Below are 13,881 nucleotides of genomic sequence, written 5' to 3' on the forward strand. Positions count from 1 at the left end.
GCTTATTCCTCCATCACGCCCTTGCGGCCCATGAGCCCGCGCGGACGGGTCAGCAGCACGATGATGGCGACGACGTAGATGATGATCTGGTTGATGCCGGGGATCAGGTTGATGACCTGCGTCATCGACGCGAAGCTCTCGAGTATGCCCAGCAGGAAGCCCGCGAGCACCGCGCCCGGCAGCGATCCCATGCCGCCCACGACGACCACGACAAAGGACAGAACGAGGAAGTCCATGCCCATGTGGTAGTTGGGCGAGTTGATCGGGGCGTACATCACCCCGGCCAGCCCCGCGACGCAGGCGGCGAGGCCGAACATGATGGTGAAGCGCTTGTCGATGTTGATGCCCAGAAGGCCCACGGTCTCGCGGTCGGCCATGCCTGCGCGGACGACCATGCCGAAGGTGGTGAACTGCAGGAAGGCGAAGACCGCACCGATCACGAGGGCCGCGAAGGCGAAGTAGACCAGGCGCCAGTAGGGATAGATGATGACGTTGGGGTCCATGCCGAGCAGCGCGCCGAAGTCGAACGATCCGGTCAGCGCGTCGGGCGCAGGTGTCGGGATCGGGTTGGCGCCGTAGAAATACTTGATGATCTCCTGCAGCACGATGGCGAGGCCGAAGGTCACGAGGATCTGGTCCGCGTGCGGGCGCTTGTAGAAGTGCTTGATGAGCCCGCGCTCCATCGCGAAGCCGATCAGCATCATCACCGGGATCGAGAACAGGATCGCCAGCGGGACCGACCATTCGATGATCCCGGCGCCCACATCGGGGCCGAACCATGCCTCCACGTAGGGGGTCTCGATCTTGGCGGGATTGCCGAGGAAGTCGGTGCGGGTCTCGTCTAGGGTGGTGTAGCTCGCCGACAGCAGCCGCTGCAGCGTCACCGCGCAGAAGGCGCCGATCATGAACAGCGCGCCGTGCGCGAAGTTCACGACGCCCAGGGTGCCGAAGATCAGCGTCAGGCCGAGGGCGATCAGCGCGTAGGCCGATCCCTTGTCGAGCCCGTTCAGGGTTTGAAGAATGATGGCGTCCATGATCCGGCCCGATCCGTTGATGCAGGGAAGGGGTAGGCCCGACGCGCGGGAGAAGTCGCGCGCCGGACCGTTGTAGGAACAGGCCTCAGTGGGTGCGGGCCGGTCCCGTCTCGGTGGTCAGGCGATCAGGCGCCCGGGTTGCACGAGCCCAGCGAGCCGCCCGAGAACATCGGGTGATCGGGCTCGTAGGTAACCGCGTCGGCCGGCGTGACCTCGACGATCTCCACGAGGTCGAACTCGTTCTCCGGGTTCTCCTTGCCGCGCACCACGACCACGTCCTTGAAGCACTGGTGATCGGCGCCGCGATAGGTGGTCGGGCCGTTGCCCAGCCCGTCGAACTCGAAGTCCTGCAGCGCCTCGGCGACGGCGCAGGGGTTGAACGAGCCCGCGCGGGTCACCGCATCGGCATAGAGCAGCGTCTGCGCGTAGCAGGTGTGCGCCGCCTGGCTCGGCGGGAAGCCGTACTTCTCGCCGAAGGACTGCACGAAGGCGTTGGTGCCGGTGTAGCGCTCGCCCAGCTGGTTCTCGAGTTTCCAGTCCCAGTTCTGGGAGCCGGGGATGCCGGCGATGTTTTCGCCCGCGCCCCGTGCCATCAGCTCGGAGTAGAGCGGCACGACGATCTGGAAGTCCTTGCCGTTGGCCTGGGCCTCGCGCAGACCGAACTGCACGGCGTTGGTCAGCGAGTTGACCATGTTGCCGCCGTAGTGGTTCAGGACGAGGACGTCCGCACCCGACTGCAGGACCGGCGCGATGTAGGACGAGAAGTCGGTCGCCGCGAGCGGAGTGAGCACGTTCTCGACAGTCTCCCAGCCGAGCGCCTCGGTCGCGGCCTGGATCGACTCCTGCTGGGTCCAGCCCCAGGTGTAGTCGGCGGTCAGGTGATAGGCCTTGCGGTCCGCGCCGTAGAGGCTTTCGAGCACCGGCGCGAGCGCCGCGGCGGACATGTAGGCGTTGAAGAAGTGACGGAAACCGTTGGCCTTCTTGTCCTTGCCGGTGGTGTCGTTCGAGTGCGTCAGGCCGGCCATGAAAATGACGCCCGCCTCCTGGCAGAGGCCCTGCACGGCCACCGCGACGCCCGACGACGATCCGCCCGAGATCATCACCGCGCCGTCCTTCTCGATCATCGAGCGGGCCGAGGCGCGGGCGGCGTCGGACTTGGTCTGGGTGTCGCCGGTGACGTACTCGACCTTCTTGCCGAGGATGCCGGTGCCGTCGAGGTTCTTCTCGGAGAAGGTCTGCAGCATGCCGCCGTCGCCGCCACCGTTCAGGTGCTCGACCGCCAGCTCGAACGCGCGCAGCTCGTCCGCGCCCTCGTCGGCATAGGGGCCGGTCTGCGGCACGTTGAAGCCGAGCGTCACCGTGTCCCCGGTGGGTGCGTTGGTGAAGCCTTCGTGCTGTGCGGCGCGCAGATAGGTCGGCAGCGCCAGGCCCGCGCCGGCAACCGCACCGGTCCGGAGCACGCCGCGGCGCGTCACGTTGGTCTTGGTCATGGTATCCTCCCTCAGGATGTCTGGCGACCGGCGGAACTCCTCCCTCCGCGTGGCCGCGGCACGCAGAACGTGCAAAGCCACTATGGCGAGTGGCTGGAAAATCACGCAACAACGTGCTTGCGGCGAATGATTTTTTTGTAAATGAATGCACAGAGGTGCATCGGTTTTGGTAAACAAATTATTCTGCGCCGCGGAAAGCGCCTGATTTGACGGGAGAAAGCCCATGCCACGGGACACGCTGACCGGCAGTCGCATCCGCGAGCGGCGGATCATGGCGGGCATGAAGCAGGCCGAGCTCGCCCGTGAGGCGAATATCTCGGCCTCGTATCTCAACCTCATCGAGCACAACCGTCGCAGAATCGGCGGGAAACTGCTGGTCGATCTTGCGCGGATCCTGGACGTCGAACCTACCGTCCTGACCGAGGGCGCCGAGGCCACGCTCATCGCCGCGCTGCGCGAAGCCGCCGCGGCACGCAGCGCGCTCGGTCCCGAGCTTGACCGCATCGACGAGTTCGCCGGGCGCTTTCCCGGATGGGCCGGCGTTCTCGCGGATGCCTACAGGCGCACGGTCACGCTAGAACGGACGGTCGAGACCCTGTCCGACCGGTTGACCCACGATCCTCACCTTGCGGCGGCCTTGCACGAGATGCTGTCGACAGTGACAGCGATACGCTCCACCGCCGCGATCCTCGCCGAGCCGGGCGACATCCCCGCCGACTGGCAGCGCCGCTTTCACCGCAACGTCCACGAGGACAGTGCGCGGCTTGCGGAATCCAGCCAGGCGCTGGTGCGATTCCTCGACACGGCGGCAGAGACCGGGGATGCCGCCGCCGCCCCGCAGGAGCAGGTGGACGCGGTGCTGGCGGAGGCCGGGCACGCCTTCGCCGCGCTCGAGCAGCCGGGGGTGGAGCCGGCCTCGCTGGCGGCCGAGGTCGGCGCGGATTTGTCGGCGCCCGCGCGCACCGTGCTGGAAGCGATCTTTGGCCGCCACGCCCGCGACGCGGCGGCGTTGCCGCTCGACCGGATCGAGGCGGCACTGGGAGAGGGAGCGCCGGACCCGTTCGCGCTGGCCGCCGCGCTCGATGCCTCGCCCGCACGGGTGATGCGGCGGCTGGCCACGTTGCCCGAGGGGATACTGCCTGCACCCGCCGGCCTCGCGATCTGCGACCGCGCCGGGGCGCTGGTCTATCGCAAGCCGCTGCCGGATTTCCCGCTGCCGCTTTTCGACGCGGGGTGCCCGCTCTGGCCGCTCTACGCGGCGCTGGGCCAGCCCATGCGACCGGTCTCCGAGACAGTCGTGCCAGCGGGCCGGACCCGGCGGACGTTCCGCGCCCATGCCGTCGCGGAACCGGCGGCGCCGCTCGTGCCGGGGCGGCCCGCGCTTTTCGAGGCGCACATGTTGCTGGTCCCGGTGGAGGCCGCCGCGCCGGACATGCCGGCGCTCGACGTGGGCACGAGCTGCCGCATCTGCCCGCGCGAGACTTGCCCGGCGCGGCGCGAACCCTCGATTCTCGGGCCCGCCTCGTCCGGAGCGCAGCCGCCGGAGGCCCCGGCGGGTGCGGCGGACTGACCCCACCCGGCCAACGCTTTTGACAGCCGGTGCCCGATTGCCCATAACTTTTCCATTCACGCGGCCGGCGGCGCCCGCCGCGGACCGAAGCGACCAGGGGAGGAGAGTCGCGGATGGGGCGGGAGTTGCTGCTGATCGAGGATGAGCCCAACATCATCGAGGCGATCAGCTTTCTGTTGTCGCGCGAGGGCTGGCGCGTGCGGAGCCATTCCAACGGGCTCGACGCGGTGGACAAGGTGCGCGCGGTCCGCCCCGACGCGGTGATCCTCGACGTCATGCTGCCGGGCCGCTCGGGCTACGAGATCCTCGCCGAGCTGCGCGCCGAGCCGGACTTCCGCGACCTGCCGGTCATGATGCTCACCGCGCGCGGCCAGAACCGCGACCGCGAGCTGGCAGAACAGTCGGGCGTCAGCCGCTTCATGACCAAGCCCTTCGCCAATTCCGAGATGCTCGAGGCGGTGCGGGCGCTCGTCGCCGCGCCATGAGCGGGCCGGACGGCACCGGTCCGGGCCGGGGCACGCCGCCCGGTGATCCGGCGACGCCGCCAATCTTCCTGGAGCGCCGCAGCTATCGCCGCCGCCGGGTGCGCGACGCCGCGCGGCTGCTGCCGGTGCTGGGCCTCCTGGGGTGGACCGTGCCGCTGCTCTGGCCACTGGGCGCGGCGGCGCCGCAGGTGTCCTCGGCTCTGGTCTACCTGTTCGTCGTCTGGGCCGTCCTGGTCGCCGCCGGCGCGGCGCTTTCGGTGCTGCTGGCTCGAGGCGAGGTCGAGGAGGACCGCGATCGCGCGGCCCGGCGGGCGCCATGACCACCCTCAACGCGCTGATCGCGGTCTGCCTCGTCTACGTGCTGTTCCTCTTCGCGATCGCCTTCGTGGCCGAGCGGCGTGCCCGCCTCGGTCATGTGCGCTGGTTGCGCTCCCCGGTGGTCTACACGCTGTCGCTGTCGATCTACTGCACAGCCTGGACGTTCTACGGCGCGGTCGGCTCGGCGGCGCGGTCGGGGCTGGAATATCTCGCCATCTATCTCGGCCCGAGCATCGTGATGATCGGCTGGTGGTGGGTGGTCCGCAAGCTGGTGCGGATCGGCCGGGCGCAGCGCGTGACGTCGATCGCCGACCTCGTCTCGGCCCGCTATGGCAAGTCCAACCTGATCGCCATCGGCGTCACCGTCCTCGCGGTCGTGGGCACCACGCCCTATATCGCGCTGCAGCTCCAGTCAGTGACGCTGAGCTTCGAGGTCTTCGCCAGCGCCGATGGCGGCATCGAGCTGAACCCCGCGGTGAACCCCGACAACACCACGGCGTTCTGGGTCGCCGTGGGCCTCAGCCTCTTCACCGTCGTCTTCGGGACCCGCAATCTAGATGCCAACGAACGCCACCACGGCGTCGTCATGGCCATCGCCGTGGAGGCGGTGGTGAAGCTGGTGGCGCTCCTGTCGGTGGGCATCTTCGTTGTCTGGGGCATCTCGGGAGGTCTGGGCGAGACCCTGGCACGCATCGACGCCTCAGGCCTCGGGCAGTGGCAGGTGGATCGGGGGCGCTGGGCAGGCATCGTGATCCTGTCGGCGGCGGCGTTCCTCTGCTTGCCGCGCATCTTCCAGGTGCTGGTGGTCGAGGCCGGAGACGAAAGCCAGCTGCGCACGGCGAGCTGGGCGTTCCCGGGCTACCTCATGCTCATGTCGCTCTTCGTTGTCCCGATCGCGGTCGTGGGCCTCGATCTCCTGCCAGAGGGCGCGAACCCCGACCTTTTCGTTCTGACGGTGCCGCTGTCGGAAGGGCAGAACGGCCTCGCGGCTTTGTCCTTCCTGGGCGGCTTTTCCTCGGCCACGTCGATGGTGATCGTCGCGGCCATCGCACTGTCGACCATGGTGTCGAACCATATCGTCATGCCGATCTGGCTGCGTCTCACCGGCGGCGGGGCGAGCGTGTCGGGCGACGTGCGCCACGTCGTGCTGACCGCGCGGCGGGCCTCGATCGCGGGCGTGGTGATGCTGGGGTACCTCTACTACTCGCTCTCGGGCGGCGGCAGCGCGCTGTCGGCCATCGGCCTCGTGTCCTTCGCGGGTGTGGCGCAGGTGCTGCCGGCGCTTCTGGGCGGCATCTTCTGGCGCGGCGCGACCCGCTCGGGCGCGGTGGCGGGGCTGAGCCTCGGCTTTTCCGTCTGGCTCTACACGCTCTTCCTGCCGTCTATCGGTGGCGGCGGGGTGCTGTCCGACGCCGTGCTGGCGGCCGGGCCGGGCGGGATCGCGTGGCTCCGGCCGCAGGCGCTTTTCGGCATCGCGGGTATGGATCCGCTTCTGCACGCGCTGTTCTGGTCGCTGGCGCTGAACGCCACCGCCTTCCTCGTGGTCTCGCTCTCCAGCTTCCCCGGCCCGATCGAGCGGCTGCAGGGCGCGCAGTTCGTCAACGTCTTCCAGCACGCGCCGGGACCGCGCAGCTGGGCCGGCGGGGCGGCGCAGGTCGAGGACCTGATGATCATGGCGCAGCGCCTGCTTGGCGCGCCCGAATCGCAGGCGCTGTTCCGGCGCGAGGCGCGCCGGCAGGGCCTGCGCGGCGACCTGCCAGAGCCCACCCCCACCTTCCTCGAGGCGCTGGAGCGCGAACTCGCGGGCTCGGTCGGCGCGGCCACCGCGCACGCGATGGTCGGCCAGATTGTCGGCGGCATGTCGGTTTCGGTCGAGGACCTGATGGCCGTGGCCGACGAAAGCGCGCAGCTCATGGAATATTCCGCCCGGCTCGAGACACAGTCGGCCGAGCTGTCGCGCACCGCCCGCCAGCTGCGCGAGGCCAACCGCAAGCTGACGCGGCTTTCCGTGCAGAAGGACGCCTTCCTCAGCCAGATCAGCCACGAGCTGCGTACCCCGATGACCTCGATCCGGGCCTTCTCGGAGATCATGCGCGACGCGGGGACCCTCGCGCCCGAGGAACAGGTCCGCTTCGCCTCGATCATCCACGACGAGGCCGTGCGCCTGACCCGGCTGCTCGACGACCTGCTGGATCTGAGCGTGCTCGAGAACGGGCAGGTCAGCCTGAACCGGCGACCGGGCAGCGTGGGCGAGGTTCTGGACCGGGCGGTGGCCGCCGCGGGGGCGGGGACCGCGGGCCGGCTTGACATCGTGCGTGACCCGACCCGCGAGGAGGTGGTCGTGGATACCGACCTAGACCGGCTGTCGCAGGTCTTCATCAACCTGATCTCCAACGCCGCGAAGTACTGCGACGCGGCAGAGCCGCGGCTGGAGATCTCGGTGTCGGTGGACGGGGCGCAGGTGGTGGTGGACTTCGTCGACAACGGCAGCGGCATCGCGCCCGAGGCCCGTGACACGATCTTCGAGAAGTTCAGCCGTGTGGCCGAGCACAAGGCCGGCGGGGCCGGGTTGGGGCTGGCCATCTGTCGCCAGATCATGACCAGGCTGGGCGGCTCCATCGGCTACCTGCCGGGGCGGCGCGGCGCGGCGTTCCGGGTCGAGCTGGCCCACGCCGCGCGCCTCGCCGCGCAGTGAAGCGGGGCGGATTTCTGCCCGACCCGAAAGCCCTTGGTAACCTAATTCGCCGATAACCCCGAGGCGTGGGGGCACAGCGACGATTCCGGGCGAGGCATGGCGGACACCGCGGCTGAAAAGGTTCTGAGCCGCAAGGCAAGCGCGGCGCGTCGCGCCGTGGAGGCGCACGGAATGTCTGTGGAGAAGGCCTTTCGCCGCGCGCTCGCCCGCACCGCCGAAGAGGCCTGGAATCTCGCCCTGATCGCGCGCAACGCCCGACAGGCCCGCCGCGATCAGGACGAGACCGCCGCGCTTCTGGACAGCGGCGAGATGATCCTGCTGCTCGATGGTCCAGACGAGATGACCGGCTTCGCGCTGCTCGACCGCCAGACCGTCACGGCACTGGTCGAGGTGCAGACGCTGGGGCTCGTCACCGACCTCGATCCCGACGACCGGCGGCTCACGCCGACCGATGCCGCGATATCGGCGCCGCTGGTCGACGGCGCGCTCGAGCGGCTGGCCGATTACCTCGTCGACGATCCTGCCGGTGCACAGGTCGCGGGCTACGCTTTCGGAGCGATGATCGACAGTGCGCGGATCGCGGCCAACCTGCTCACGGCCCCGTCCTACCGGGTGTTCGAGGCAGAGCTGGAGCTTGCGGGCGGCCTGCGCCGCGGCCGTATCGCGTTGCTTCTGCCCGAACGCGCGCCGGCGCGGCGCAGTGCCCCCGCGGCCGGCCCCGCGCGTCACGAGGACCTGATGCTGACGCTGCCCGCGCGGGTGGACGTGGTGCTGGCGCGGGTGAAGATGTCCTTCGCCGCAGCCTGCGAACTGGCGCCGGGCAGCCTGATCCCGCTGCCGGCGGAGGCACTTACCGGGGCCGAGATCGTGGCCGGCGGCCGCCACCGCGTGCTGACGGGAACGCTCGGGCAGATGAACGGCCAACGTGCCTTCCGCGTCGGAGAGCGGACCGGCGCCGGGACGTCCGAGACCGCGCCCGGCACCGCAGAGCCCGGGCCGGACCGGGCCGCGGATGCCTCCGCGCCCGACCCCGCCACGCCTTCGCCCGCACCGATGGACTGGCCGACGGACGAGATCGCCGCCGGGCCTTCGCCAGAGCCGGCCACCGCCACGCCCTCCGTCGCGATGGATTTCCCCGATCTGCCACCGCTCGACTTCGACGAGGCGAACGTCGCCGACGAGGATGCCGACCCGCTTGCAGGCTTCGCGAGCCCGCTCGACGATCTCGACCTGTCGCAGGATTGACAGGCGGACGCCTTGGGCTGCGGGGCCTCACGACCCTCGGAATCGCATTGGCAAAATCCGTGCCGGTGGCATCCGACACCGCGGTGCGTGGACCGCCGACCGGTCGGGCAACCGCGTCAGCTAACGGCGTGCGCGCGCAGGATCACGGCGGCAGCACCGCTCGCCGGACGTTGAGAAGGTTCCCGCCCTACGGCTCACTGGCCGTTGGCGCGGGCCTCCAGCGCCGGGCGCAGGCCCGCGAGGTCGTAGCCGGCTTCGGCCGCAGTCGCGAGGATCTCGTCCACCGGGCGTGTGCCCGCCTGACCGAGCGCCCAGACCACCGTGCAGCGGGTGCCCGATGCGCAGTACGCCAGGACCGGACCGTCGGCTGCGTCCACCAGTTCGCCCTGCCGCGCGACGTTCTCGGGCGTCATGGTCTGGTGGGTGAGGGGCAGCACCTCGAAGTCCAGTCCCTCGGCCTCCACCGCCTGGCGGATCGCGTCGGCCTGAAGCTGTGGCGGCACCTCTCCGTCGGGGCGGTTGCAGACCACGCGGCGGAAGCCCGCCTCGCGCAGGGCGGCGGCATCCTCGGGCGCGATCTGCGGCGAGACGTGGTAGCGGTCGGTGATCTGGCGAATGTCCATGTGCGTTCGATAGCCCTCCGATCGGGCAGTGTCGAGAGCCGGGCGGCCTCGGGGCGCCGGGAGGGGCGGTTGCGCTTGATCGGTGGTCGGGGCCGGGGCAGGATCCGAGTCGCGCATAAGGCGAGTCGTTCGCGGTCGTCTCGTGCGCCTGTCGCCGCGTCCGCCCGACGGCCGCGGCCGCCTTTGGGGAGGAGGCTGCCATGACGACACGTTTCGACACCGATATCGACTCCGAACTCCGCGCGCGTCTCGACGCGCTCGGTCACGACCTGGCCACTTTGCAACCGCATGTTCGCAACGCCGCACTGGCGCGCGTCTGTCGCGTCGCCGGGGCGGTCAGCCCGTTGCGTCCGGTCGGGGCGGCCCGCGCCGGCGACGACGGCGACGAGTCCGCCTTCGACAACGTCCCGGTCTGAGGGCGCCGCACGCAGGCCACGCCCCGGCTCCCTTCGCTGCCCGACGCCTTGCCTGACCGGTTCGGCTCGTATCCAATGTGCGCCACGCGCCCGCGAGAGGCGCGCGGGTCAAGCGCAGAGCGGTCGGGGACGGGCAGATGGCGGGGCAGGTGCACCTGAGCGTGACGGGGCGCATTGCGCTGGTGGAGATCGACAATCCGCCGGTGAACGCGCTGACGCCGACGATCCGCGCGTCACTGGCCGACCGGCTGGACGAGATCGAGACTGGACCGCAGTCGGACCACATCGACGGCATCGTCCTGACGGGCCGGGGGCGCATCTTCTCGGCCGGGGTCGAACCGTCCGAGCACGACGCCCCGGTCGCCGCCAGCGCCCCGGACCTTGCCGCGCTTTGCCGCCGGATCGGGGACAGCCCGCGCCCGGTAATCGCCGCCCTGCACGGCACCACGCTGGGCGGCGGTGCCGAGATCGCGCTGGCCGCGCACGACCGCATTGCCACGCCCGAGGCCCGGGTGGTCTTTCCCGACATTCGTCTGGGCTTGCCACCGCAGGGCGGGGCGACCCAGCGCCTGCCGCGTCTCATCGGGGCGGAGGCGGCGCTGGACCTCCTGCTGACCGGCGCGCCCCGCGCCGCGGTGCCGCTTCTGGCGACCGAGGCCGAGGGCCCGCTCGTCGCCGCGGCGATAGCGGCGTGTGAGGCACGCGTCGCGTCGGGCGCTCCGGCGGAGGAGGCGCTGCCGCCCGGTCTCTCCGACCCGCAAGCCTTCCAGGAGGCCCTGGCGCGCGCCCGAGCCAAGCTCGGCGCGGGCATAGCGGGCGTCGCCGGCCGCATCGTCGAGGCGGTGGAGGCCGCGCAACTCCTGCCGCTCGAGGCCGGTCTTGCGCTGGAGCGCGAGGCCTTCGACGAGGCCCGCGCTAGCGATCGGTCGATCGCGCTGCGCCACGTGTTCACCGCGGAGACGCGCGCCCGGGATTTCGGCGAAGATGCCGGACCCGGCTCCGCCCCCCGGATCGACACTCTCGCGGTGCTGGGCGGGGGGCTACTGGCCGCCCACGTCACCATCGCCGCGCTCGATGCCGGGCGCCACGTGCGCTGGGGCACCCGCGATCCCGCGGCGCTGCGCGACGGGGTGGAGCGCATCCGGGCCGAGTACGAGCGGCGCGTCGCGCGCGGTGCACTGAGCGAGGCGGCGGTGGGGGCGCGGCTCGACCGGCTGGAGGTCGGCGATCGTTCTGCCATGGTCGAGGGGGCCGACGTTGTGCTTCAGGCCGCGCGCGGCCAGGCCGACCTGCGGCTGCCCGAGGGCGTCGTGCGCCTGAGCGCCGTGCCGGGCTGGGTCGAGACGGTCGGCCTGCGGTTCTCGGCGCCGGCCACGACGCATCCGCTGGTCGAGATCATCCTGGGCCCGCTGGCCGATCCGGTCGAGGTCGCAACCGCGCGGACGCTCGTTCTGGCCCTGCGGAAGGTTCCTCTGCGCGTGGTCACCGAAGGACCGAGCGCGACCGGTCGCCTGACCGCGGCGCTGCACCGGGCTGCCGACGCGATGGTCGATCTCGGTGCGGCGCCGCACGAGGTGGACGCGGCGATCCGGGCCTGGGGCTGGACCCGCCCGCCGTTCGAGCTGCGCGACGCCACCGGCCTCAAGACGCTGGCCGGGGCGCCGCGGGCCGAGGGTGCGATGAACTGGTCCGACCGGATGATCGACGCGGGCCGGGGCGGACGCGCCGAGGGACGCGGCTTCTACGACTATCCCGACAACGGAGGCGCGCCGCGCCGCTCCGAGGCCGCCGACGCGCTGATCGACGGCCTGCGCCCGCGCGCCGCGCTCGACCCCGAGGACATCGTGTGGTGGAGCCTCGTCGCGCTCGCCAACGAGGGCGCGCGGATGATCGAGGACGGCACCCTGCGTCGCCCGCTCGAGGTCGACGTGGCCGCCGTGCTGGGCCTGGGGATGCCGCGATGGCGAGGCGGACCGCTGCTGGCCGCGGACCGCGCCGGGCCGCTCGCCGTCAAGCGCACGCTCGAGCGCATGGCCCACCCCGACGCCGCGTTCTGGGAGCCGCGACCCGTGTGGACAGAATTTTCGAAGAACGGTCGGCGCTTCCGCGACCTGAACGGCTAGGCGTCGGCCGGCACCGGATCGACAGGCACTCAGCCGAGGAAGATCCCCACGATCACGATCATCAGGCCGATCATCGACAGGAACAGCGCGGCCATGTTCAGCGGCACGACCTTGCGCACCGCCTCGCGCAGCGCTTCGTCGCCAAGATTGGCGCGGCGCGCGCGTGTGACCTTGAGGATGCACAGCACAAGGCCCACGAGACCCGCCACCGACAGGATTGCCCCGCCCCAGACCAGAAGCTCTGCCATCACCCGTCCTCCGTGCTGATCGGCGGACCGGCGGTAATCCATCGCCGGTCGCCGGACAACCCCTTGATGGTCGCGCCCGACCCGGAGTATCGGGGGGCTTCTCCGAGGGCGAGGGACGACAGACATGCAAGACAGTGCACCCGATTCCGACAGCTACGGCATCGCGGCGGGCGAGCTGCGCCAGTTCATCGAGCGGTTCGAACGGCTGGAACAGGAAAAGCAGGAAATCGCGGACCAGCAAAAGGAGGTCATGGCCGAAGCCAAGGGGCGCGGCTACGACACCAAGGTCATGCGCAAGGTGATCGCGCTGCGCAAGCGCGAGCCCGACGACATCGCCGAGGAAGAGGCGGTGCTCGAGATGTACAAGTCCGCGCTCGGCATGGGCTGACGGACCAGGGGCGCCCGGATCGGTCCGGGCGCCCCTTTTTCGTTGCGCGATCAGGCCGCGCCGGTCTCGGCGGTGATCTCGTAGACGAAGTCCTGCGGGGACAGGGAGTCGAGGCGCGTGCCGTCGATCTCGGCCTGCGGATACATCAGGAACGGCACCACCCCGTCGCCTTCCTCGGCGCCCGGCAGCGGCACGTCGTGGGCGTCGTTGTAGGCGATCCAGTTGCCTTCCCACGCGCCGAAGAGGCCCGCGCGGGCATCGACGACCTTCGGGTTGTCGAGCGACAGGTCCTTCGGCGGCTCTTCCAGCATGACCTTGCGGACATCCGCGGGATCGACCGGGACCCAGCCGTAGTCCGACAGGAACACCTCCGCGCGGCAGTGCTGCGCCTTGGTCACGTCGGACGATCCGGCGCCGAGGCTCTTGTAGCCGAACTCGGACGGGGCCACGCGCAGGCCGTAGAGATCGCGCGCGGGCAGGCCCGCAGCGCGGGCAAGGCCCACGTAGAGCGCGTTGAGATCGGCGCACTTGCCTGTCAGGTCGCGCAGCTTCAGCATCGAGGCCACGTCGCCCAGGCCGCAACCGCGGGTCTCGGGGTTGCGGGCGGTGTTCTCGACGATCCAGTCGTAGATCGCGCGCGCCTTCTCCAGTTCGCCGTCGATGCCCGCGACGATCTGGTCCGCGGTGTCCTTCACGATGCCATCGGTGGGCACGAGTTCGGTTGCGGCAAGATATCGGGTGCGATCCGCTTCGCTCAGCTGCGCGTCGTCGCGCGGGGCCGAGAGATCGACCGCGCGGTCGCGTGTCGCGACGCGGGTGCTCAGTTCCAGCGTCCGGGGCGTGTCGCCGGCCTGCCAGGTGGCGTGCAGGAACTGCGCCCCCGAGTACGGGTCGGTCTTCAGCTCGGCGGTGTCGGCGGTGGTGGTCCACTCCGGTGCCTCGGGGCGCTGCCAGTCGTCCGCCTCGAGCGCGGCGACCGGCACCCAAACCTGCGCGGCAGGGCCGGTTTCGGACAGTCGGATACGGGTGGTCAGGACGTGCTCGGCCCAGTCGCCCGGCTGCGGGGCAAAGGCCGCGCGCCCGACGCGCGGCATCGCCGCGACGGCGGCGGCAGCGGCCGACAGGCTCAGCACGGTTCTGCGGGTGAGGCTCATCTGCGATCTCCGTTTGTGGCGCCCCGCTGTAGGACCAGTCGGGATGCGGATCAAGCGCGTGGGTCCGCACCGCAGCGTCGCGCTCCGACGTA

Annotated in this window: 13 protein-coding genes; 8 read left to right on the forward strand and 5 right to left on the reverse strand. The window is 70.6% G+C overall.

Annotated features, from left to right (window positions below; translation table 11 throughout):
• Positions 1 to 2: 2 nt before the first annotated feature.
• Positions 3 to 1,034 carry a branched-chain amino acid ABC transporter permease gene (locus BMX29_RS12715; RefSeq protein ID WP_043845863.1) on the reverse strand — a complete coding sequence of 344 codons (1,032 nt, stop codon included), beginning with the start codon at positions 1,032 to 1,034 and terminating at the stop codon, positions 3 to 5.
• A gap of 125 nt (positions 1,035 to 1,159) precedes the next feature.
• Complete coding sequence (locus BMX29_RS12720; protein WP_043845865.1) at positions 1,160 to 2,524, reverse strand: substrate-binding protein; 1,365 nt, start codon at positions 2,522 to 2,524, stop codon at positions 1,160 to 1,162.
• 223 nt (positions 2,525 to 2,747) lie between these two features.
• On the opposite strand from BMX29_RS12720, the gene BMX29_RS12725 reads away from it, so the two are divergent.
• The 5 genes from BMX29_RS12725 to BMX29_RS12745 all read left to right on the forward strand — a co-directional run bounded on the left by BMX29_RS12725 (position 2,748) and on the right by BMX29_RS12745 (position 8,837).
• Entirely contained in the window at positions 2,748 to 4,094 is a 1,347-nt protein-coding gene (locus BMX29_RS12725) for a helix-turn-helix transcriptional regulator (protein ID WP_092813360.1), read from the forward strand.
• 113 nt (positions 4,095 to 4,207) lie between these two features.
• On the forward strand, positions 4,208 to 4,579 hold the full coding sequence (locus tag BMX29_RS12730; protein ID WP_043845869.1) for a response regulator transcription factor: 372 nt from the start codon (positions 4,208 to 4,210) through the stop codon (positions 4,577 to 4,579).
• A complete protein-coding gene (locus BMX29_RS12735) occupies positions 4,576 to 4,899 on the forward strand; it encodes a hypothetical protein (RefSeq protein WP_092813361.1) in 324 nt (107 codons plus the stop codon). Before BMX29_RS12730 ends, BMX29_RS12735 begins: the two co-directional genes overlap by 4 nt.
• A complete protein-coding gene (locus tag BMX29_RS12740) occupies positions 4,896 to 7,592 on the forward strand; it encodes an ATP-binding protein (RefSeq protein ID WP_092813363.1) in 2,697 nt (898 codons plus the stop codon). The genes BMX29_RS12735 and BMX29_RS12740 overlap by 4 nt, the downstream gene beginning before the upstream one ends.
• Positions 7,593 to 7,763: 171 nt before the next feature.
• On the forward strand, positions 7,764 to 8,837 hold the full coding sequence (locus tag BMX29_RS12745; RefSeq protein WP_175471185.1) for a FliM/FliN family flagellar motor switch protein: 1,074 nt from the start codon (positions 7,764 to 7,766) through the stop codon (positions 8,835 to 8,837).
• Between the two features lie 194 nt (positions 8,838 to 9,031).
• Here BMX29_RS12745 and BMX29_RS12750 read toward each other — a convergent pair whose 3' ends face one another.
• Positions 9,032 to 9,460, reverse strand: a complete 429-nt coding sequence (locus BMX29_RS12750; RefSeq protein ID WP_043845873.1) for a protein tyrosine phosphatase family protein — start codon at positions 9,458 to 9,460, stop codon at positions 9,032 to 9,034.
• A gap of 200 nt (positions 9,461 to 9,660) precedes the next feature.
• On the opposite strand from BMX29_RS12750, the gene BMX29_RS12755 reads away from it, so the two are divergent.
• Both BMX29_RS12755 and BMX29_RS12760 read left to right on the forward strand, forming a co-directional pair.
• Positions 9,661 to 9,876 carry a hypothetical protein gene (locus tag BMX29_RS12755; protein ID WP_092813367.1) on the forward strand — a complete coding sequence of 72 codons (216 nt, stop codon included), beginning with the start codon at positions 9,661 to 9,663 and terminating at the stop codon, positions 9,874 to 9,876.
• A 137-nt stretch (positions 9,877 to 10,013) separates the two neighbouring features.
• Positions 10,014 to 11,999: an enoyl-CoA hydratase-related protein gene (locus BMX29_RS12760; protein WP_092813369.1), complete on the forward strand. Its 1,986-nt coding sequence runs from the start codon at positions 10,014 to 10,016 to the stop codon at positions 11,997 to 11,999.
• A 29-nt stretch (positions 12,000 to 12,028) separates the two neighbouring features.
• Here the strand turns inward: BMX29_RS12760 and BMX29_RS12765 are convergent, their stop codons facing one another.
• Entirely contained in the window at positions 12,029 to 12,247 is a 219-nt protein-coding gene (locus BMX29_RS12765; RefSeq protein ID WP_043845877.1) for a hypothetical protein, read from the reverse strand.
• A 124-nt stretch (positions 12,248 to 12,371) separates the two neighbouring features.
• Here BMX29_RS12765 and BMX29_RS12770 point away from each other — a divergent pair, with 124 nt between their 5' ends.
• Positions 12,372 to 12,635, forward strand: a complete 264-nt coding sequence (locus BMX29_RS12770) for a DUF2312 domain-containing protein (protein WP_043845878.1) — start codon at positions 12,372 to 12,374, stop codon at positions 12,633 to 12,635.
• A gap of 50 nt (positions 12,636 to 12,685) precedes the next feature.
• On the opposite strand, the gene BMX29_RS12775 is transcribed toward BMX29_RS12770, so the two are convergent.
• Complete coding sequence (locus BMX29_RS12775) at positions 12,686 to 13,789, reverse strand: transglutaminase-like domain-containing protein (RefSeq protein WP_092813371.1); 1,104 nt, start codon at positions 13,787 to 13,789, stop codon at positions 12,686 to 12,688.
• Positions 13,790 to 13,881: the final 92 nt, after the last annotated feature.

The organism is Roseivivax marinus (assembly GCF_900109705.1).
GTDB lineage: Bacteria > Pseudomonadota > Alphaproteobacteria > Rhodobacterales > Rhodobacteraceae > Roseivivax > Roseivivax marinus.